The sequence below is a fragment of the Yersinia sp. 2542 StPb PI genome, assembly GCF_048593855.1.
GTDB classification, from domain to species: domain Bacteria; phylum Pseudomonadota; class Gammaproteobacteria; order Enterobacterales; family Enterobacteriaceae; genus Yersinia; species Yersinia enterocolitica_E.
The window spans coordinates 1-20519 of sequence record NZ_JAZGQA010000075.1 but is presented as its reverse complement, the minus strand read 5'-3'; the positions used below and the strand labels follow the sequence as shown (position 1 = coordinate 20519).

Here is a 20519-nt window from a genome sequence, read left to right as displayed (position 1 = left end):
GGATTAATTGGGTTATTCCTAAGTGCATTGCTATTCTCTTACTTAAGATAATGATTGATATCACTTGGGAAGATCATTTTAAAGTGACTGACTCTCAGTCTCATAGCAACAAGCGACTCGTCTAGATATACATAAAAAGCACCCTGCCAGCATAGCGCTCACAGGGTGTGTCATTATTACGAGTACCTTTTGGCACCGCTTATTTTTTCCCTTTACCTTTAATCGGAGGGACTTTAATGGTTTCTGTAACTGTCGTCTTAGGACGGCGTTTTGCTTCTTCCGGTTTTACAAATTGGCCGGTTCCTGCATCTCGGACTACTTTTCTGGTTGTCATAGCTATATCCTCACAATCATAAGAGAAGGATGCGTTAAACACCCTTTATTAGGTCGTATCTTAACCAGCCAATGAAGACTGATTGTAAGAAGCCAACATGCCGTCGTAGTAACCTTTCGCATATGCTGCTTGAGGGCTTTTATGACGAACAATCCCCGCTTGACTCTGATGCAAAAGGTTAAGATTAACCGTCATATTCTCACTACGAACAGAACCAGCGTTGTAACCCTGCTCATAAGCACAACCACAGCACTTATGGCGGCCTACTCCACCTTGATCATCAGGTAGACCCGCCAATAAACTCCAATAACGATGCATATCTTGACAAATTGCCATGTACTCTTCCTCACCCTTTTGGGTAAAAGTAGGTTTACATGACCCGTCGAAGCTGACTACAATCCAACTGACTAAAGTAAGGAAGTAGAAGCTAGCGGTTAGCTGTGAGTCTCGAAACTCATCGCGAGTCATGCTTCTCGGAAGCCGAATTCACATTGTGGGTTCGGCTTTTTGTTGCCTAGAGAACACTGTTGCGCCCCGAAGGGGCACTACATATAGTGCAAATCCCTATGGCAAGTCACAAGATAGTGAGTATTGAGACTTTTGGCAAGTGAGCAAGATCGCTAAATTGTGTGGATAACTTGGGGGCGAATTGTTACGAAAGGCTCACAAACTGCGTCATTACTGGGGCTTACCGCTCGACACTCTGGGGGATAAGATTTTGCCGAAAATCTTAAAATCATGATCGTTTGTCGGTTTATTAAACATTAGAAAAAACGGCATACTGAAATTAAGTAAATAGCGCTTCAACATACCGATGGTTATACATTTCAGCTTAGCAAGCGCCTCAGGCTAAAGAGTCCAAATGATATCTTTCTCAAATATCATACCTGTCAATCAACTCAACAATCCCTTTTAAAACTTTCCTAACAGTAAGAGCCGCTTATCGGTAAAATAACTACCAGACTACAAAACGAGCGATGGCTGATGATAAATTCTCCGGTACTGAAACTGCAAGATATGGCTAGTTCAAGCTCAACTGATATTGAAGAGCTACTATCAAGAGCAAAGATGATATCGGTAAAACTTGGCTTACAGGATATCTCTGAATGGCTTGAACATGAGTTAAACGGATATCCATCCCAAGACCTTCTCCCTGATTATAGAATCATCAAAGAGGCTCCTATCAGGGCATTCAATCCATATGTAGGATGGATCCCATACCAACTCAATAATATTAAAGATCGTGAAATTTACGATTCACTGACAACGATTCACCTTAATAATCCCATTTCAATGCTGACCGAGTACGCTAAAAGCGATAACACCTTGTATTGTGATTTACCGGACTTTGCAGCCAACTTTCTACAGAAAGCGGGGAATTGTGATTTCCGTATAGCATGGAGGATTAATCCGAGCCAGATTACTAAAATACTCTCAAACATAAGATCAAGAATACTAGATTGGGCATTACACCTTGAAAGTAAAAAGATTTTAGGTGAGGGATTGTTATTCTCTCAAGAAGAAAAGAAAGAGGCGGTGGGTATGACTGTTAATAATATCAATAACTTCAATTCAAATGTGAATAACGCTGGCTCCATTGGTGCTGGCACCATCGGCGATATCCATCAGCAGAACACAATTATTGCAGGTGATTTCAATTCTCTTGCAGAACAACTCAAAGAGTACGGTATCAACGATAAAGACATTGCTGAATTGAAGCAGGCTGTTGAAGAATCTCACAAACCAACATCATCAGGTAATCTTGGCGAGAGGATCGGTGGCTGGGTTGGTAACATGATTGGTAAAGCCTACTCGGGTACTCTGAAAATTGCAGGCTCAGCAGCTCCAGTGCTGCTTACTAATGCTATATGTCACTATTACAATATACCGGTATAAAGTCTCAAGTTAACCCTGAAAGTCAGTAGCATCGATTATAGTTAAGGAAGAGAAGTAATGAAAATACCTGTAACAGAGATGACCATTACTGCGATTACCAAAATGGTAGATGACGCACAGGCGGACGGTTATAGGGAACCATCTCATTCTGACTTAGGGTTCGCAATAGCTAGGGCAGGACTGACGAATGCTGATCCTAAGTCTCAAGGGCAGACAGTTGGTAAAGCTAAACGAGTCCGTGCCGTGCTCTACTGGGCTTTGGAGAATAACCTAGAGGCTGGCGAAAAACTTTTCGAAACCATTTTCACTAAAGTTAAAGTTTTGGGTGGATTCCGCGAAAACTCGCCTAATTATGTTGGTCTAGAAGCTATCCGAGGGGCTATTGACGCCTTTAACACTGAAGGTTTAATCCTAAGTTCAGATGGAAGTATACGGCTTCAAAACTTAGATTCACTCTTCGGAAGAGCGTTAACTGATGCTCTTAGAGCTTACGCCAACAGAGCGAGGAAAGGAGCTGAGGATGCAGCGTTATTGTCAGGAACCAGCAAAGATCTTCTTGAAGCAACAGCAGCACATATTTTAACTCAAAAGTATGGCTCTTACCCTCAGCAGTCCAACTTTCAAGCCCTTCTAGGACAAGCTTTTATCGCGCTAGATTTAGCTACTCCAGCAGATGAATATAAAGCTTCAGAAACTCCCCAAAAGAGTATGGAGCGCGGTTTGTACCATTCAGCTATAGGTATTAATCGTTTGAGAAACAAGCAAGGCTCGGGACATGGGAGGCCTTGGCTTCCATCTATAACAGGATCAGAAGCAAAAGCAGCCATCGAAATGGCAGGTATCATAGCAGGATACATGCTTGACAAACTTGAGGCCAAGTAGCTAAAGATGTTACATATTCATGTTAAAGACATAACTTAAACATATGATATTAATCAGTATACATTCTTTAATGGTGAGAATTTGATTAAATTGCCAGAGTATATCTACAAGTATCAGCCACTAAATATCAATACACTGACAGCTTTACATAGCTCCAATTTGTGGTTTTCAAAAATTGAAAATCTCAATGACCCCTTTGAGAAGATGTATTGCTTTTCTAAGGAATTTCAGATTGAGGAGCGAGCTCTTCTAATCAATAGTGGAGCATTTACCCATACAGGGGTATGCAGTTTTACTTTGAATTCGCCAGAAGAAGAATCAACGTTCAAAGAAAACACCCTTATGTGGTCTCATTACTCTAGTGATTTCAAAGGGATATGCCTAAAATTCAATGTAGATAAATTACTGTCATCATTGAATAATGTAGCTGATAGGTTCATTAAGGGATACAAAGTCAAATATGTATCCTCACCTTTCCAAATTGAGGATAATCATTCAGCGCATAGTATATTTTCAATATTGAGCACTAAGCATGAAGCATGGGAAAAAGAAAACGAATATAGATTTATTGCCGAACAAGAATATGGACTGATGGAGTATCATCCTGATTGTATTGAGGAAATATATCTTGGTGGCCGCATGGATGGCAAGCAGAAGAATTTATTATTATCAATAATCAATGAGAGTCATCCAACAGCAGGAATATCAGAGGTAAAAAGAGTACGTTCTGATTATAGTTTTGATTTCAACAGACTTACCTTTGAAAAATAGTATCTAATCTAGAGAATAAGGATAGTAAAAGTATGAGTGGTGTTTTAGCTAGTACGGCGGCGGCTGTTGGCATAATTGATAAAGCTGTAGGGATAGCAAAAAAGCTGGCAGATGATAGCGGTGAGCTTGATAAAGCAACATTGAAACTTGAACTCGCTAATCTTATGAGCGAACTGGCAAGTGTTAAAATGGAAGTAATTACAACTCAGGCTTTGCTCTTTGCTGCCGAACAAGAGAATAAGCAGCTTGAAGAGCAATTGAAAGACAAAAGCACATTTGTTTTTCGCGATAATGTCTATTGGAAAGCAAATGACCAAATAGCATTTTGCCCACAATGTTATGAAGTTAAAGGTATTAAAAGACATATGAAGTTCTTTGCTGGATACGCAAGAATTTCATCCTATTGGTTCTGTGATAACTGTAAAACGTCAGTTAATTGATCACCAATTCGTTTTAAAACAATATGTTGAAACCTCATATGCTAATAACTAAAGAAAACTCATTAATGTAGAATAGTCTCATTTTGGTAGACTCCACTAAGACTCCTTAAAGCATTGCAATAGAGTATCAATAATCTCTTGGTGTAAGTCTAATGATACTGTATCGTTTGATCCACGTTAACGAGACTTGAGGTGGTTATGGCTTCTTTTGGATATGTGCGTGTTAGCAGTAAAGATCAAAATGTGAGTAGGCAAGTTGAAGCATTGCAGAACGCAGGCATAGAAGAGTCGTGTTTATTCATTGATAAAATCAGTGGTAAGAATACTGAGCGCCCTGAACTTCAAAAGCTCCTAAACAAAGTCCGTGCGGGTGATAAGGTTACAGTTAAATCAGTTGATCGATTAGCTCGTAATACAAAAGACCTTTTATCATTGTTGGAGGAATTGACGACCAAGGGCGTATCTGTTTATTTTTTAGACAACTCTATGATGTTTGATGATAGCCCCACCAGCAAGTTTATGATCACTATGCTGGGAGCTGTGGGTGAACTAGAACGTAGCTTCATCCGCCAGCGCCAGCAGGAAGGTATAGCAATCGCTAAAGCGAAAGGTGGAGTATTCAAAGGTAAAGCAAGAGATGAAGAGTTACATACTCGGGTAAAGAGCTACCTTACTAATAGCCAGTTATCCGCTGATGAGATTGCTAAGCTATGCGAATGTGGGCGTGCCACGGTGTTCCGTATTAAGAAGGAAATGGCTTTAAGTTGAGGCTTGGTTGTTAGGAAAAGCTATCAATGATGAAAAACCCAATGCAGAGCGATTTAAGGCTATTTAATTTATACCCTGTGGGTATGCATTACCTATATGCACATATCATCACAGGCAGCGTTACAGGCTCTTTTAGGAGGGATTTCAGAGGCTAGCCCGTGACCAATATGAATTAAAAATTTAAATCGGTAATGCCAGAGTGTAAAGAGAGCTTTGCTAAGCAGTTTACTTCTCAATGCTTCTCAATATTCGTGGGAGTCAGTTTACCAAAGAGTCTGGAACCATCAAAACGTTTGGTTTTGTCCCCCTCAGAATACTTACCTCTGTCCTTGGCTAGATAAGATATTCGATAAACGAACTTCTTTAATTCTTTGTCATCGCTTCGTTTGATCATATACGAATTCTTAGCTAAGTGAGCACTCCCCAAGCCTTTAGTGAGCTTTAGCCACAAGTCATTTATTATCTGAAACATCCCGTAATCAACATGACCCGTGTTTTGCACCTGATTCCCGGGTAGTGCAATCCATAGGTGATAATGTACTTGTTTGACGGTTTCAAGCTCCCATACCCACCCGTAAGCAAACTTTTTAATCGGCTGATTATCCCATTGCTTAGATTTGAATTTGTCCCTTAACTTAGAAAATAGCTCACTGATCAGGGAGTTAGATTCATCAACACTCATTCCTTCAGGGATGTGTAAGTCAAATCTGAACGCATATGTACGGCTATAGCAACTACGCATAGCATTAATTTCATTGGTAAATTTATCTAAGATCTCAATATAGAGTGGTGAACATTTACGGCTGGTACCGTAATTAACATTGTAGCTCAATGAGTTGTGCAAATACGAGCCATTATGAAGAAGCGTAGAGCGCCCCTTTTTCCTCAATGAAACATTAGCCATCAAAATACTCCTAAGTAGAAAGCAAAAGAAAACCCAGCCAATCTGATGATTAGAATCCAGATAACAGAAAGACAGATCAGAGTGTGAGGTAGGATATTATTTAAGAACCCGTAAAAATGGCACGCTGAACACAGGGCTGTGACAGCTACGAATGCTAGGCAGCAGAAGGGGACTCACTAAGAAATAGCATAAGGTGAAGGGTTAAATTACGATCCATAAATGTTGCATTAAAAAATACCCATCTCATCTTATATTCAAACAGAGCCTTTGGCAACTGGAAAAGTGGGATTAATCATCAATTTTCTTTTCTCTCTCACCGGTTTCATTACTCAACCGACTGAATAACAAATAAAAATATTCTTTAGTGACCAGACAAATCCATACACCAGATGTCCTCTGCTCGATCATGACTGAAGCTCACAAAATTATGTTCATTATTTCACCAGCAATGGTATTCAATGCGCTCCATACAAACCAATTGATCAATTCTACCGATCAATTATTCTTTATCGATCGTTATTACTGATCAATAATGCACGTAATGATTAACCATAGTTTACAGTAACCTTTTGTTAATTTTGATTAAATGGAGTTTTTAATGAAAAAAATGCTACTTGTAGGAACCCTGCTAGCTATCACCTTTGGGGCTAATGCTGAAGAGGCATCTCAAGAACTCAATGATGAAGCTCAAGCGCTCATCAAGGCCCAAGGCTACCAATGTAAGAAAGTAAATAACGTTTTTACTAAGTATTTTGGCGGTGAGGTCGAAGTGTTCTGTGATGATATTTACCACTACATAATTAAAGACAAAGGTGGTCGATATATTGTTGAAGTTCAATGATGGCAAGCCCTCTATAGCCATTGAGTAACCATTTATCAGGCGATCACTATGTCAAATAAGAACGGGATTATTGCGCTAGCAGTCCTTGCCCTAGGTTTCCAAAGCGTAGCGAATGCGAAAACTACAAGTGCAGACATACTATTAGGTAAAATCTGCAAAGCAACCGCAGCATTGTCTTTTAGTAAAGATCCAAAAATCATGAAATTGGATGCAATCAAAGGTGATATTGCCTATGTCCATTACATCCGCTCATCAGATAAATCAAAATGGGCCATAAAGTGTAGGTTGAATGGTGAACGGGTTGAGTGGGCATCCAATAATCCAGATAGTCTGGGAAGATGGAGGACAGATGCTGATGATAGCGTGATCACCTATTCCATTGATGGCGATAAACTGCATATTCAAGAGAAATACGATGATAACTCTGCTACTTCAGAAAGTTACAAGCTAAGTTCACTGTAAATAGTCTAAGGGAGCCATGCTCCCTTTTCTGTACTCTTGGTGATTCCTGCAACTATATATTAATAGAGTCGTATTCTCTTCAAACAAGAGGCCAATCTATGAAACCACCACGGTATTTAGTATTAATCGGAGTGCTTATCTTCTCAGATAGCCACGCGACGGTGAACACCCTTACATTAATCGATTCCTACCCTACACAGGGCGGCAAAGTCTGTGTTTATAGTGACGGTCATAGAACTGAATCCATTGTGAAGAAAGGGGCTGGTAGTTGCCCCAGTAAGAAGATATTTCGTTAGAATTTTATTATCAAATCCATTCGATACTATCAACTACATACAATAGGGCAGATAGTTCAAATGTAGTGGTATATACTTGTGTTTGCCCAATCTTAGAATGCTCGTGCCCAACGACTTGCTGAATAAGGTTAACATTCCCGACTTTACTCTGTGCGTTCGTTATAAATGTGTGCCTTAGGCTATGCACGACCCTTCGATTACCCTTAAAACTCACAGGGGGAATTTTAAGGCGATCCCTAATTTGGATAAATGTTTTGCTGATTCGGTTCACATAACCAATTTCAGGAAAAAGATCATTGATTTGGCTTTTGGTTTTTCTACTTTCAACGAAACCTAGAAAGCCCCAATCCACTAGCTTACGATGTAAAGGAATACTCCGAATCCCAGCTTCAGTTTTGCTTTCTTTTATATATATGAAATAGCGTTGGGAATCATCATCAAACTTAATATCCTCCGCATTTAACTTTGCTATTTCTCCCCTACGTGCACCAGTGTAGGATAATAATAAAAACACCCATTTCTCCCAACCAGATAGGCTCAGGAAATGAGTTACGAGCGTTGCCATTTCCTTACGAGAGTACGAACCATAACTTTGACTTTTTGCAGGATACCTAACATTCGCCGTTGGTGAGCTAGTTAAGACATCAACTTCCCGTGTCAAATAAGCTGAAAAAAATGACTGACATACTTTTAAATACCCATTAACAGATCTAGAGGAAATCAAATCCTCCTCAGGAATATCTGTATCAAGACATTCCTGAAATGACATATTCATGTACTTCCCTTTATTCCTCTGCGGTAAGGACTCCGCTATATCCAGCATATCGATTATATTTCTCTTGGTAATTGATACCACCCGTGTTTCAGCCCCAAGTGCAAATTTTATGAACTCAAAATTCGCTTCATTATCTTTTTGGGTTTTAAGTGTCCATTTCTTCTTCTGTGAGGTAAATGCTACAAAATCATTCCAAGCCTCAACCAAGGTAAGCTGATTCTCGCTGTTGGAACCGTCAGCCATTGGTGCAGTGATATAAATAGGAACATTAAGTGTTGGAGGTTTTAAAGACTGAACAATATCGTCATAGTCTTTTAGGTTCCTGCTGAAAAAAGCGGTTCTGGCATCCTGCCACTGTTTGAGGAAATAATCATATTGTACAGAAGCTTCCATAAGCTGATTTGTCATCCCAGTAACATCAAATTGAGCACTGAAATAATCGGTTATATGATCATTGGAAAATGATTTAGCTCCATTGTAAAGAGTATCCTCTAGGTGCTCTCCTGCGAACTCTGAGAATCCTTTAGCTAAATCTACAGGTATTGGCTTATCTCCAGAGATAGACGCTTCCCTTGCCTCAAATTTGGTTCTACGAGCTTCTTCATAGATTTCTGTTTGAACTTCTAGTAGATAATCATCAATATCACTTTGCGTTAACTGTCTCATTTTTCTCACAATCGTCTGTAACTGGCTGTTTTCTATCCTACCAAGTTTCAGCAATGAAATGAAAAACATCAGTCTGGATGTGAGAAATCTCGCCCTTTTTATCTCAGTACATGCCAAAGATGATTTAAAAAAGCGGTTATCTGGTAAACGAAAGTAGAGGTAGAAAGTACCATTGCGACGGAACGTATAAGGAAGAGAACAAAAGTTGATGTATCCCATCATGTATCCCACTCAATGTGAAATGCAGACGGGACACACCAACTCATTGTTTTTAAAGAGGAGTGGAGTTGACCGGTAAGCCGGGTTCTGTCGTGGACAGTCATTCCTCTAGGCCAGCAATCGCTCACTGGCTCAAGCAGCCTACCCGGGTTCAGTACGGGCCGTACCATGTGAACCCCTATTTGGCCTTGCTCCGGGTGGAGTTTACCCTGCCACGAACTGTTGCCAGCCGTGCGGTGCGCTCTTACCGCACCCTTTCACCCTTACCTGATCCCACTTACGCGGGCCATCGGCGGTTTGCTCTCTGTTGCACTTGTCGTAGGCTTGCGCCTCCCAGGCGTTACCTGGCACCCTGCCCTATGGAGCCCGGACTTTCCTCCCCTTCACCTGTCTCCCCCGAAAGGGACGGCAGCGAAGCGGCGACTGTCTGGTCAACTCCGCGGCGGATTATAATCACATTACTGTTGAATGTCATCTTCCGCTTGCTCTTGAGCACTATCTTGCAGCTCAAGTGCGTACTTATAGAGCGCATTCTTTTTCACGCCATGAATCTCTGCCGCCAACGCTGCGGCTTTTTTCAGCGGCAACTCTTTTTGCAATAATGCCAGAGTACGTAATGCAACGGCCGGTAAAGCATCATCAGCTTGTACTTTATGTCCTTCGACAATCAAGACCATTTCGCCTTTGCGGCGGTTTTCATCTTCCTGAACCCAAGCCAACAACTCGCCAACCGGTGCGCCGTGGATAGACTCCCAAGTTTTGGTTAATTCTCTGGCGAGTACCACATAGCGTTGTGGGCCAAGTACGGTTACCATGTCCTGTAAACTTTCCAACAAGCGATGCGTTGATTCGTAGAAGATCAGTGTTCGAGGTTCCTCAATCAGCGCTTGCAGAGTATCCTTACGTCCTTTGGTTTTCGCAGGCAGGAAGCCTTCGTAGCAAAAACGATCCGAGGCAATACCGGCGGCAGAAAGTGCTGTAATCGCCGCACAAGCGCCCGGGAGTGGCACCACCCTGATGCCCGCTTCACGACAACGGCGCACTAAGTGGTAGCCCGGATCGTTGATAAGTGGCGTACCTGCATCTGAAACCAGTGCAATACTCTGGCCTGCTTGCAGTTTCGCCAGCAAATGATCGGCTTTTTGTTGTTCGTTATGGTCATGAAGTGCAAACAGGCGGGCGTTGATCGCAAAATGCTGTAATAACAACCCTGTATGGCGTGTATCTTCTGCCGCAATCAAATCAACGCCTTTCAGTACCTCTAACGCCCGGTGGGTAATATCCCCTAAATTACCGATTGGGGTGGGTACCACATAAAGCGTAGATGCAGAAATCACTGCTCGATCGTGTTGATTCATTGTTTCATCCGAATTACCGATTTAATATTGAGCATCTTGAAAAAAACATCACTGGATACAGTATGCTTTCCTCAACATTCGTTCGTTCCAAAGCAGGGCTGGTCCCTGTAGTTCTGGCCGCACTGATTCTGGCAGCCTGTTCAGGCAGAGCGCCACAGACGCCGCCACCCGCAAATATACAGGACGAAGCAAGCGCGAACTCTGATTATTATCTGCAACAGTTGCAACAGAGTGGTGATGATAACAAGGCTGACTGGCAATTACTCGCCATTCGTGCCCTGTTACGTGAAGGGAAAATCCCTCCGGCGGCAGAACAGCTCGGTACGCTACCGGCTAATCTGAGCGATACGCAACGTCAGGAACAGCAATTACTGACCGCAGAACTGCTGATTGCGCAGAAAAATAACCCTGCTGCTGCTGATATTCTTGGTAAGTTGGATGCGACCCAACTCTCAGCTAACCAGCAAGTTCGTTTCTATCAGGCGCAAATTGCCGCCAATCAAGGTAAAGCCACTCTGCCACTGATTCGTGCGTTTATCGCTCAGGAACCCTTACTGAAAGATAAAGCCCATCAGGATAATATTGATGGCACCTGGCAATCGCTGGCACAACTGACACCACAAGAATTGAACAATATTGTGATTAATGCAGATGAAAACGTGCTGCAAGGTTGGCTGGATTTACTGCGTGTGTATCAGGATAACAAACAAGATCCCGAGCTACTGAAAGCCGCTATTAAAGACTGGCAGAACCGTTATCCTCAAAACCCGGCAGCGAAAACCCTGCCAACGGGATTAACGCAGATCAGTAACTTCAGCCAGGCCTCAACGGCGAAAATTGCACTGTTGCTGCCACTCAGTGGCCCGGCACAGGTATTTGCCGATGCTATCCAGCAAGGTTTCACTGCCGCTCAAAATGGGTTACCGGTAGCCGCGCCTGCTGCTGCGACACCCGATACAGCAGCAACCACGCCAACCGATACCGCCGCTGCAACACCTACTGAAGTAGCACCGATTACCACACCGGCACCGGTAGCTGCTCCTGTTGCTGCCAACAATGCACAAGTAAAGGTCTACGACACAACAACGCAGCCTATTGCGGCATTACTGGCTCAGGCCCAGCAGGATGGCGCGACTTTGGTTGTCGGCCCACTGCTTAAACCTGAAGTTGAACAACTGAAGGCCACAACAAGTACATTGAATATCTTGGCGTTAAATCAGCCGGAAGCCAGTACTAACAGTCCCAACATCTGTTACTTCGCCTTATCGCCAGAAGATGAAGCTCGCGATGCCGCGCATCATTTATGGGGGCAGGAAAAGAGAATGCCATTGTTGCTAACCCCGCGCGGTGCCTTTGGTGATCGCATCGCCAAAGCCTTCGCTGAAGAGTGGCAAAAACAGGGCGGTCAAACAGTATTGCAGCAAAACTTCGGTTCAACTGCTGAACTGAAACAAGCTATCAACAGTGGTGCAGGTATCCGGCTAACTGGCCAGCCAGTTGCCGTTTCAGGCACGCCTGCTGCGGCACCGGCATCTGTCACCATTGCAGGCCTGACTATCCCGGCCCCACCAGTAGATGCGCCCGTAGTTTCCACCTCCACTGGTGGTAACATTGATGCAGTTTATATCATTGCGACTCCGGCTGAACTGACACTGATTAAACCGATGATTGATATGGCCACCAGCTCACGTAGCAAACCGGCGCTGTTTGCCAGTTCACGTAGCTATCAGGCAGGTGCTGGCCCGGATTACCGTTTGGAGATGGAAGGTATTCAATTTAGTGATATTCCATTGATGGCCGGCGCTAATCCAGCACTAATGCAGCAGGCGTCGGCTAAATATGCCAACGACTATTCGCTGGTGCGTCTGTACGCCATGGGGATCGATGCGTGGACATTATCGAATCATTTTGCGCAAATGCGCCAAATTCCTGGTTTCCAGGTCAGCGGTACAACCGGTGATTTAACAGCATCAGCCGATTGTGTTATCACCCGTAAATTACCTTGGCTGCAATACCGTCAAGGCATGGTAGTACCGGCGGCGTAAAGTGATTCGGGTGACAAATCTGTCTGAAACAGATTTGAACGCTGCTTGCAGCGGCCTCGCAGAGGCGAGGCCCATGGACGGGCCAAGTAACGAATGTAGCTAACACCCCTGCAACTTCAAGGACGAAGGGAATATGAGCCAACGGAACACTGGTACCCATTACGAAAATCAGGCCCGCAGCTATCTGGAGCGGGTTGGTTTAATTTTTCAGGCGGCTAATGTCACCTACCAATGTGGTGAGATTGACCTTATTATGCGCGACGGGGAAACCTGGGTGTTTGTTGAGGTTCGCTTTAGGCGTAATGCCCTATTTGGTGGTGCTGCTGCCAGCGTCACTCACAGCAAACAACAGCGGTTACTCCGTGCTGCCACCATTTGGCTGGCACAGCGAGGTGCCAGTTTTGCCACAACATCGTGCCGTTTTGATGTTTTTGCCATCACGGGTAGCCAAGTAGAGTGGTTGCCTAACGCTTTCAATACGGATTAACAATTTTTCCGGTTTACTACCGGGCTATGCCCTAAGACGTTGGAGTTGCTGGTTGCCGGCAAGAAAATGACAAATTGGTTGTAAACCATTTTTAACGGCATTTGCACTGCCCCACTGGCTGAGTCGAGTAACGAACGTAGCCAACACCCCTGCGGCTTCAAGTACCAAGGGCATATTAATTTTACTGAGTGGATTAAATCAACGTGCTGGATAGAATCAAAGGCTGCTTTACAGAAAGTATTCAAACCCAGATTGCCGCGGCTGAGGCTTTGCCTGATGCCATATCCCGTGCAGCAATGACGTTGGTTCAGTCACTGCTCAACGGCAATAAAATTCTCTGCTGCGGCAATGGGACTTCTGCGGCTAATGCGCAGCACTTTGCCGCCAGCATGATAAACCGTTTTGAAACAGAACGACCAAGTCTGCCTGCAATTGCGTTAAATGCTGATAATGTTGTTCTGACCGCTATTGCCAACGACCGTTTACATGATGAGGTCTATGCCAAGCAGGTACGAGCACTCGGCCATGCTGGTGATGTTTTGCTCGCTATTTCCACTCGTGGCAATAGCCGTGATATTGTGAAAGCGGTCGAAGCAGCTGTAACCCGTGATATGACCATCGTTGCCCTTACCGGTTACGATGGCGGTGAGCTGGCTGGCCTGTTGGGTCAGCAGGATGTTGAAATCCGTATACCTTCGCACCGCAGTGCACGCGTTCAAGAATTACACATGCTCACAGTGAATTGCTTGTGTGACTTAATTGATAACACTCTATTTCCTCATCAGGACGATTAAAGGAGCACGAATGAAGGTTGGTTATATTTTTGCCATGCTATTCAGCGCCCTGCTATTGCAAGGCTGTGTCGGTGCCGTGGTTGTCGGCAGCGCAGCCGTTGCGACTAAATCTGCCACAGACCCACGCTCTGTCGGCACTCAGGTAGACGATGGCACACTTGAGGCCAGAGTCGTCAATGCGCTGAGCAAAGATCAGCAGATAAAAAGCCAAACACGCTTTGTGGTGACCGCTTATCAAGGGAAAGTTTTGCTGACCGGGCAGTCGCCAACCGCAGAGCTGTCTAACCGCGCCAAACAAATTGCCGCAGGTGTCGATGGCGCAACGGAAGTGTATAACGAGATGCGCTTAGGCAAGCCGGTTGATCTGACTACCGCCTCAATGGATACCTGGATCACCACCAAAGTTCGTTCACAGTTACTGACCGCAGATTCAGTTAAATCTTCAAATGTGAAAGTCACCACCGAGAACGGCGAAGTGTTCTTGTTGGGTCTGGTGACTCAGCAGGAAGGGCAATCAGCGGCACAGATTGCCAGCCAGGTTAGTGGCGTTAAGCACGTCACCACTGCGTTTACCATCGTGAAATAACTCGATTTATTTGCATATAATCAAATATCTACGGGCTTAGCGCAATCTAAGCCCGTTGTCTTTACTGTAATTGCAGTACCGATAGCCAAAGTCATTGGAGTTGCAAGTAGGCAGCCAGCAAATGACAAATTGGTCGGGAACCAATTTGAACAGCATTTATGCTAGCCCGTAGGGTGAGCCTCAAGGATGAGGCTCATTAATCCCGATGAGCTTACGCAGTCAAGTGATTCGGGTTAGTGAGCACAGCTAACACCCCTGCGGCTTCAAGGACGAAGGCTATTATAGGGAATTTTCCTGCAAAAATTCCTTCCCACCCAACTGCCGCATCTGGCGTAAAATCCACTGCTGGCGGGAAATAACATAACCTGATGGCGCATTAACCTTAAAACGCAGCGGATTAGGCAGGACCGCTGCCAGCAGGGCGGCTTCTGAAGCACTCAATTTACTGGCGGGTTTATTAAAGAAATGGCGTGCAGCGGCTTCCACACCAAAAATGCCCTCACCAAACTCGGCAATATTGAGATACACCGTCAGAATACGGCGCTTGGTCCATATCAGTTCGATACCGGCGGTCAATCCCACTTCCAACCCTTTTCGCACCCAGCTACGCCCGTCCCAAAGAAACAGATTTTTCGCTGTTTGCTGTGACAAAGTCGACGCACCTCGGATACGATTTTGATTGCGCTGATTATGGGAGAGTGCCGATTCGATAGCACCCACATCAAATCCCCAATGCTCGGGGAATTTTTGATCCTCAGCCGCCATCACGGCTAGCGCCATGTAAGGCGAAATTTCATCCATCGGCACCCAGTCAGAGTGCGCTACATAGGAAAAATCACCGGTCAACCAGGCGCCCAGTTGCCTTTCGATCATCACCATGGAAAAAGGGACCGGCAAAAAAGCAAAAATCAAAATGCCCGCCAACCACAGTGTGACGATGCCGATCACGCCCCGTTTTCCCCAATACCATAGCTGGTTTAATCTGCGTCTGGCTAACGTCATTCGGTTAAATCCAGCACCTTAGTTACCAACTTATCAATCCCTTTAGCCGCTTCAGAAATTGATGCTGCCAACATATAGGCAGGTGTGGTGACCACTTTATTCTCAGCATCGACCACCACGTCATCGGCAGGGCAAATAACATGCTCTCCACCCATAACTTCAATTGCATCAATAGTATCGGGATCGTTACCAATTGTCAGACGGATCGGTTTACCCAATAGTTTTGGCAACATCACTGGCGCAATACACATAAAACCAATTGGTTTACCTGACTTATGCATTGATTGAATAAGTTTATATAAATCGGAGTCAATAACACATTCAGAACCTTGAGTTGCAAAATCGCAGAGGTTCTTTGCGGCACCAAAACCACCAGGCACAATCAGGGCATCCAATTGCTCTGAATTGGCTAAAGAAAGAGGCTTAATCTGGCCGCGAGTAATGCGCGCCGACTCCACTAACACATTCCGTTTCTCGACCATTTCTTCGCCGGTAACATGATTAATAACATGCAGTTGTGGTTTATCGGGGGCGAAGAACAAAACACTTGCGCCTGCACGATCTAATGCCAGGATTGTTAAGACAGACTCATGTATCTCAGCACCGTCAAATACCCCACATCCACTAAGCACTACACCGACCGTTTTCATCACACCTCTCCTTTTCTTACTCTGTCAATCGCTTAACCCGTTCTAGTGACAAAGACGAATCTCTATCACAAATTTTAATGAATCTTGTAACAAGAGCGCTTACATTTGCTATGTTGTTGCTTGTATGATGTATGGAAGAATCCTTACAACCTGCGAATCCACTCGAAATCGAAATAATATACCCTAAATATTTCGAATTACTGGCAGGCGGTAACTGAGCGAATCCCCAGCGGCTTACATAAGTAAGTGACTGGGGTGAATGAAATCAGCCAACGCACATGTAACTTGAAGTATGACGAGTATCGCAGGTTGACGATTTCCCTGGTGTTGGCGCAGTATTCGCGCACCCCGGCCTCGGTCGGGGTTATTTTTTTTCAGCAACCGCCACCCACTCACGTAACACCTGCACATCATTGCGCCATTCTAATTTTAATTCATCGACCCAATCTTGCACGTTATCCCACCATGCTGGCAGTGTCGGGGTTTGGATCTGCTGTGCAAGCTGCTGGATATGACGCAAACCGACAGAACCGGCAGCGCCTTTAATCTTATGCGCCTCTTCGGTAATGCCCTTTTGGTCCCGTGCCGTCATGTTTGAGTCCAACACCGACAAATAGCTGGGCATCATCTGTTCAAACATTTCCAGGCTTTGATGAATTAATTGTGGGCCAACCAAATCGATGTATTGCTCCAGCATTGCAGTATCAAGTAACGATTCATGGGTTTGCATCACTTTATGTTCCTGTTTTTTCGCCGAGGTTGAGGGCTTATGATCCCAAAATTGCTTAATCATCGCCGTGAGCGCCGGAACTGACAACGGCTTGCTCAGCACGTCATCCATCCCAGCATCTAAATACTCTTTTTTGTCTTTAAGTACGTTGGCGGTCAATGCCACCAGTGGCGGTAATGACTCTGCCCCATATTCCGCCCGAATTTGGCGCGCAATGTCCAACCCGCTCATATCCGGCAACTGGATATCCAACAGCACTAAATCAAAATCATCAGGTTTAAACATCGCCAGTGCATCATGGCCATTCATTGCCACCTCAACGCTGTTGCCTAATTTCTCCAATACCGAGCGCGCGACAATGACGTTCAGCTCGATATCTTCCACCAGCAATACATGCAACGCAGGCAGAGGTATGTCATCACCTGATGGCACACTCGCGGCTTGCTGCACCGCAGGTGCTTTAATGGTCAAGGTAAAGCATGAACCGGCCCCTTGGGTGCTTTTCACCGTAATATCGCCCCCCATGCTTTGTGCCAAGCGTTTAGATACCGCCAGACCAATGCCAGTACCGGTTGCCGGGCGGCCACCATTGCGATCTTTCACCTGATAATACATGGCGAAAATCTTATCCTGTTCATCTTCGGGGATGCCCATACCTGAATCTTCCACTTCAAAGATCAAACGGTCACTCCCCTCACGCCGTACCCGCACCACAATTTTACCTTGCTGAGTAAATTTCACGGCATTGCCGATTAAGTTCCACAGAATCTGGCGCAAGCGGGTGCCATCGGTAATCACTTTCTCCGGCAGCGGCAATTGCGGATCCATAATGAACTTCAGCCCTTTTGGCTGAACCAACAGGCCCGAAAGGTTCTCAAGATCTGCCATAAAACCTGTAAAATCAATTGGCTGATTATCAAGCTGGACTTTACGCCTTTCCAATTTATCCATCTCAATAATATCGTTGAAGATATTCCCAAGAGTGATAGCACTGACATGAATGGTTTTCAGATACTTTAGCTGTTCGCTGTCTAATTCGGTATCAAGCAGGATGCGGCTTAGGCCAACAATGCCATTAAGCGGCGTACGCAGCTCGTGGCTGATTGTTGAGATGAAGGTAGTCTTATCCCTACTGGCGTTCTCCAGCGCATCCTGATAGCGCTTACGCTCGGTTATATCGCGCCCAAACCCCATCAATCCGTGCCGTTTACCCACACGATCATAAAATGGCACTTTACGCAGTTCAAAGCAGGCTTTGCGGCCATCGGGATAAACCAGCCACTGCTCATAGGTAAGAGAGACGTTATGGCGGAAGACTTTCTCGTCGGTTTCCATCACTTTTTCGGCGATATCCGGCGCATAGACATCTTTGGGCGTCAGCCCAACCAGCTGTTTCTCACTCTTGCCCGTCAACAGCTCCATCGCCCGGTTGCAGCCAGAGAACTCATTATCTTCATTGCGGTAATAAACCAGATCTGGCGACGCATCCAAAAAGGATCGCAATAGCGCTGACTGCTGCCCCAACTCAACCTGCGCCTGCTCACGGTGCCCCATCTCTTCTTTTAGTTTATCAACCACTTGTAGGTGCGCTTTTTCCGCTTTTTCACGCTCAACAATTTCCTGATTGAGCTGAGCAATATTTTCGGTCAGTTGTTTATTCAGCTCTAAATCGCGATAACGCATCACTTCAAGCTTTTCAACCAGACGCGACAAGCGCTGGCGCGACTCTTCCAATTGCTCAACCACTACCGACAAGAAATAGACTGCCCAAGGCGTAATCAACAAACCAAAGAAAATGGAACGTACCAGATCGAGGGTTTCAACAGAGCCACTCAGCACCAACGTCACCGCCATCTGCACCACCATGGCCAGTAGCACCAACACAGAGGCCAGTAGCAGTGAGAAGCGAACCAGTCCTAACTTAACCATTAAATCAACGTAGTACTGGGCTAATACCCTGATTTGCTTCATAGCAACCCCTGTCAGTGTTTCTGAATATGCCTTGGAATCTATACCCAAAGTCATTGGAGTTGCAGGTGGGCAGCCAACAAGCGAATCCCGATGAGCTTACTCAAGTAAGTGATTCGGGTAAGCGAGCGCAGCTAACAACTCTGTAGCTTCAAGGACGAAGGGTATAAATCATACCGTAAAACCGCCAAGAGATAAGATGGCTTGCTTAGAAGTGTGGAAAAGATTGCAAATCACGGTGAGAGATAGGGAAATAAGCCGATTATCTGCCAATAAACGGTAGGCATAGCCAAAATAAGGTGGGGGGCAAAACTTACGGCGTAGCGAGCTAAGCCAGACTGAGTGCGTACAGCGCGGAAAAACCGGAGCGTACACGCAGCACGTGAGGATTTTATTCGCTACGCTCCCCTGCGGGCCGCCCTAAAGGGCGTTCAAAATACCTGCATTTTGTGAGCACTGCACAATCTCAGTATGGCGACGCGCAGTAGCCGGTCATAAAGCAGAGGCCTGCCCGCCATGGGCCAGCATATAATTATTCAGCTCATTCATACCGGTCCAGCGATTCTCGCACCACAACGGGGCCAACAACGTGGGTCTGCGCGCACTGGCAGAGATCCGATGATAGACAATCTGCGCTGGAGTATGGCGGATCATTTCACCCGCAGTCACAACATATTGTTCCAACGCCAGTTCCGCCAACCGCCCTGCCCGCCATGCTTTTCCCATCGTGCTACCTTCCACTATATGGAGTGGATGCAGTTTTAACCCATCAACACCGGTTGCCACCACTTGTTCTAGCGTTGCCATATTCTGTGGCTTATCTTCGCCGGGTAAGCCGACAATCAAATGACAGCATACTTTCAGCCCACGGGCACGGGCGCGGCGGGCTGTTTGCTGATAACAGGCGAAATCATGCCCACGGTTAATACGTTTGAGCGTTTTATCATTAGCGGTCTGTAGCCCCAACTCAAGCCAGACTTCATAACCTTGCTGGTGATAACCACTCAATAAATCCAATACCGCATCCGGGACACAATCGGGCCGGGTTCCCACACACAAACCGACAATGTCAGCTTCGGCTAAAGCCTGTTCATACATCACAGCTAAAGCATTAACCTCTGCATAAGTACTGGTATAGGCCTGAAAGTAAGCCAGGTAACGTTTTGCCCGATTAGTTTTTTTTGCCTGCGCCGCTAGCTGCTGCGCAATACTCTGTTGCTGCATGTTCTCATCGGCAAATGAAGCCACCTGACAAAAGGTACAGCCCCCTCGACCGAGTGTTCCATCACGATTAGGGCAGCTAAACCCGCCGTGCAGCGTGAGTTTATGCACTTTTTCACCGTAACGGCGCTGTAAATCCGCACCAAACATATTGACTAATTTCTGCAACTGCATAATCTTGGCACTGCCTGTCAAAAAAGAGCTTAAGGCTACCCGCTAGCGATGCAATTCGCGATGACAGAGATCAACTCCCACGCCCTTGGGTGCAACCTCGCATAACCATTCATTATAAATGCAAATAAAATCACTTGACCAATGATTAAATTTTCTTATTTCCACCAACCTGTTAGCGCTTCTATTACAATTCAGTGAAAAATAGTTTTATAAACCAATAAATATTTAAATTGCAGAATTTAATTCTGAC

General features: G+C 45.1%; 20 protein-coding genes and 1 other RNA gene. 11 read left to right on the top strand and 10 right to left on the bottom strand.

Going from position 1 to position 20519, the window contains the following annotated elements:
- Positions 1-199 precede the first annotated feature (199 nt).
- Both V1952_RS11345 and V1952_RS11340 read right to left on the bottom strand, forming a co-directional pair.
- Positions 200-334 (bottom strand): hypothetical protein, encoded by a 135-nt coding sequence (locus tag V1952_RS11345; RefSeq protein ID WP_420074753.1) that lies wholly within the window; start codon positions 332-334, stop codon positions 200-202.
- Between the two features lie 60 nt (positions 335-394).
- Positions 395-670: a hypothetical protein gene (locus V1952_RS11340; RefSeq protein WP_050299903.1), complete on the bottom strand. Its 276-nt coding sequence runs from the start codon at positions 668-670 to the stop codon at positions 395-397.
- 648 nt (positions 671-1318) lie between these two features.
- On the opposite strand from V1952_RS11340, the gene V1952_RS11335 reads away from it, so the two are divergent.
- From V1952_RS11335 to V1952_RS11315, 5 genes are all read left to right on the top strand, one after another.
- Entirely contained in the window at positions 1319-2230 is a 912-nt protein-coding gene (locus V1952_RS11335; protein ID WP_227734536.1) for an abortive phage resistance protein, read from the top strand.
- Between the two features lie 57 nt (positions 2231-2287).
- Complete coding sequence (locus V1952_RS11330) at positions 2288-3112, top strand: abortive infection family protein (RefSeq protein ID WP_145508152.1); 825 nt, start codon at positions 2288-2290, stop codon at positions 3110-3112.
- 81 nt (positions 3113-3193) lie between these two features.
- A complete protein-coding gene (locus tag V1952_RS11325; RefSeq protein ID WP_420074752.1) occupies positions 3194-3883 on the top strand; it encodes a DUF2971 domain-containing protein in 690 nt (229 codons plus the stop codon).
- 32 nt (positions 3884-3915) lie between these two features.
- The gene (locus V1952_RS11320) at positions 3916-4323 is read left to right on the top strand and encodes a hypothetical protein (RefSeq protein WP_420074751.1); all 408 of its coding nucleotides are present in this window, start codon (positions 3916-3918) and stop codon (positions 4321-4323) included.
- 198 nt (positions 4324-4521) lie between these two features.
- Positions 4522-5091 carry a recombinase family protein gene (locus tag V1952_RS11315; RefSeq protein ID WP_025378175.1) on the top strand — a complete coding sequence of 190 codons (570 nt, stop codon included), beginning with the start codon at positions 4522-4524 and terminating at the stop codon, positions 5089-5091.
- A 232-nt stretch (positions 5092-5323) separates the two neighbouring features.
- Here V1952_RS11315 and V1952_RS11310 read toward each other — a convergent pair whose 3' ends face one another.
- Entirely contained in the window at positions 5324-5995 is a 672-nt protein-coding gene (locus tag V1952_RS11310) for a YagK/YfjJ domain-containing protein (RefSeq protein ID WP_038638806.1), read from the bottom strand.
- Between the two features lie 598 nt (positions 5996-6593).
- On the opposite strand from V1952_RS11310, the gene V1952_RS11305 reads away from it, so the two are divergent.
- The gene (locus tag V1952_RS11305; RefSeq protein ID WP_420074750.1) at positions 6594-6836 is read left to right on the top strand and encodes a hypothetical protein; all 243 of its coding nucleotides are present in this window, start codon (positions 6594-6596) and stop codon (positions 6834-6836) included.
- Positions 6837-6884: 48 nt separating this feature from the next.
- Positions 6885-7298, top strand: coding sequence for a hypothetical protein (locus V1952_RS11300; protein ID WP_025376910.1), 414 nt, complete (start codon positions 6885-6887; stop codon positions 7296-7298).
- A 306-nt stretch (positions 7299-7604) separates the two neighbouring features.
- On the opposite strand, the gene V1952_RS11295 is transcribed toward V1952_RS11300, so the two are convergent.
- From V1952_RS11295 to rsmI, 3 genes are all read right to left on the bottom strand, one after another.
- Positions 7605-9257 carry a tyrosine-type recombinase/integrase gene (locus V1952_RS11295; RefSeq protein WP_420074749.1) on the bottom strand — a complete coding sequence of 551 codons (1653 nt, stop codon included), beginning with the start codon at positions 9255-9257 and terminating at the stop codon, positions 7605-7607.
- Positions 9258-9314: 57 nt separating this feature from the next.
- Positions 9315-9693, bottom strand: an RNA gene (gene rnpB / locus V1952_RS11290) — RNase P RNA component class A.
- Positions 9694-9712: 19 nt separating this feature from the next.
- Positions 9713-10612, bottom strand: a complete 900-nt coding sequence (gene rsmI / locus V1952_RS11285) for a 16S rRNA (cytidine(1402)-2'-O)-methyltransferase (protein ID WP_372560450.1) — start codon at positions 10610-10612, stop codon at positions 9713-9715.
- Between the two features lie 62 nt (positions 10613-10674).
- On the opposite strand from rsmI, the gene V1952_RS11280 reads away from it, so the two are divergent.
- The 4 genes from V1952_RS11280 (at position 10675) to dolP (ending at position 14524) form a co-directional block, all read left to right on the top strand.
- The gene (locus V1952_RS11280) at positions 10675-12657 is read left to right on the top strand and encodes a penicillin-binding protein activator (protein ID WP_420074748.1); all 1983 of its coding nucleotides are present in this window, start codon (positions 10675-10677) and stop codon (positions 12655-12657) included.
- Between the two features lie 133 nt (positions 12658-12790).
- Positions 12791-13144: a YraN family protein gene (locus V1952_RS11275; RefSeq protein WP_083162306.1), complete on the top strand. Its 354-nt coding sequence runs from the start codon at positions 12791-12793 to the stop codon at positions 13142-13144.
- Between the two features lie 203 nt (positions 13145-13347).
- On the top strand, positions 13348-13938 hold the full coding sequence (gene diaA, locus V1952_RS11270) for a DnaA initiator-associating protein DiaA (protein ID WP_004710884.1): 591 nt from the start codon (positions 13348-13350) through the stop codon (positions 13936-13938).
- A 10-nt stretch (positions 13939-13948) separates the two neighbouring features.
- Entirely contained in the window at positions 13949-14524 is a 576-nt protein-coding gene (dolP, locus tag V1952_RS11265; RefSeq protein WP_005166550.1) for a division/outer membrane stress-associated lipid-binding lipoprotein, read from the top strand.
- A gap of 279 nt (positions 14525-14803) precedes the next feature.
- Here the strand turns inward: dolP and mtgA are convergent, their stop codons facing one another.
- The 4 genes from mtgA to V1952_RS11245 form a co-directional block, all read right to left on the bottom strand.
- Positions 14804-15526 carry a monofunctional biosynthetic peptidoglycan transglycosylase gene (mtgA, locus tag V1952_RS11260; protein WP_372560448.1) on the bottom strand — a complete coding sequence of 241 codons (723 nt, stop codon included), beginning with the start codon at positions 15524-15526 and terminating at the stop codon, positions 14804-14806.
- A complete protein-coding gene (gene elbB / locus V1952_RS11255) occupies positions 15523-16176 on the bottom strand; it encodes an isoprenoid biosynthesis glyoxalase ElbB (protein ID WP_372560447.1) in 654 nt (217 codons plus the stop codon). The genes mtgA and elbB overlap by 4 nt, the downstream gene beginning before the upstream one ends.
- A 364-nt stretch (positions 16177-16540) precedes the next feature.
- Positions 16541-18877 (bottom strand): aerobic respiration two-component sensor histidine kinase ArcB, encoded by a 2337-nt coding sequence (gene arcB / locus V1952_RS11250; protein WP_372560446.1) that lies wholly within the window; start codon positions 18875-18877, stop codon positions 16541-16543.
- Between the two features lie 489 nt (positions 18878-19366).
- Positions 19367-20269, bottom strand: coding sequence for a TIGR01212 family radical SAM protein (locus tag V1952_RS11245; protein ID WP_420072007.1), 903 nt, complete (start codon positions 20267-20269; stop codon positions 19367-19369).
- Between the last annotated feature and the right edge of the window lie 250 nt (positions 20270-20519).

Excerpts from the sequence above, each read along its gene's own strand:
- V1952_RS11275 (WP_083162306.1), top strand. The coding sequence starts at position 12,791 with ATGAGCCAACGGAACACTGGTACCCATTACGAAAATCAGGCCCGCAGC.
- elbB (WP_372560447.1), bottom strand. The coding sequence starts at position 16,176 with ATGAAAACGGTCGGTGTAGTGCTTAGTGGATGTGGGGTATTTGACGGT.
- V1952_RS11310 (WP_038638806.1), bottom strand. The coding sequence starts at position 5,995 with ATGGCTAATGTTTCATTGAGGAAAAAGGGGCGCTCTACGCTTCTTCAT.
- V1952_RS11245 (WP_420072007.1), bottom strand. The coding sequence starts at position 20,269 with ATGCAGTTGCAGAAATTAGTCAATATGTTTGGTGCGGATTTACAGCGC.
- V1952_RS11280 (WP_420074748.1), top strand. The coding sequence starts at position 10,675 with ATGCTTTCCTCAACATTCGTTCGTTCCAAAGCAGGGCTGGTCCCTGTA.
- V1952_RS11300 (WP_025376910.1), top strand. The coding sequence starts at position 6,885 with ATGTCAAATAAGAACGGGATTATTGCGCTAGCAGTCCTTGCCCTAGGT.
- arcB (WP_372560446.1), bottom strand. The coding sequence starts at position 18,877 with ATGAAGCAAATCAGGGTATTAGCCCAGTACTACGTTGATTTAATGGTT.
- V1952_RS11295 (WP_420074749.1), bottom strand. The coding sequence starts at position 9,257 with ATGATGGGATACATCAACTTTTGTTCTCTTCCTTATACGTTCCGTCGC.
- rsmI (WP_372560450.1), bottom strand. The coding sequence starts at position 10,612 with ATGAATCAACACGATCGAGCAGTGATTTCTGCATCTACGCTTTATGTG.
- V1952_RS11340 (WP_050299903.1), bottom strand. The coding sequence starts at position 670 with ATGGCAATTTGTCAAGATATGCATCGTTATTGGAGTTTATTGGCGGGT.
- V1952_RS11345 (WP_420074753.1), bottom strand. The coding sequence starts at position 334 with ATGACAACCAGAAAAGTAGTCCGAGATGCAGGAACCGGCCAATTTGTA.
- V1952_RS11315 (WP_025378175.1), top strand. The coding sequence starts at position 4,522 with ATGGCTTCTTTTGGATATGTGCGTGTTAGCAGTAAAGATCAAAATGTG.
- V1952_RS11320 (WP_420074751.1), top strand. The coding sequence starts at position 3,916 with ATGAGTGGTGTTTTAGCTAGTACGGCGGCGGCTGTTGGCATAATTGAT.
- V1952_RS11305 (WP_420074750.1), top strand. The coding sequence starts at position 6,594 with ATGAAAAAAATGCTACTTGTAGGAACCCTGCTAGCTATCACCTTTGGG.
- mtgA (WP_372560448.1), bottom strand. The coding sequence starts at position 15,526 with ATGACGTTAGCCAGACGCAGATTAAACCAGCTATGGTATTGGGGAAAA.
- V1952_RS11335 (WP_227734536.1), top strand. The coding sequence starts at position 1,319 with ATGATAAATTCTCCGGTACTGAAACTGCAAGATATGGCTAGTTCAAGC.
- V1952_RS11330 (WP_145508152.1), top strand. The coding sequence starts at position 2,288 with ATGAAAATACCTGTAACAGAGATGACCATTACTGCGATTACCAAAATG.
- dolP (WP_005166550.1), top strand. The coding sequence starts at position 13,949 with ATGAAGGTTGGTTATATTTTTGCCATGCTATTCAGCGCCCTGCTATTG.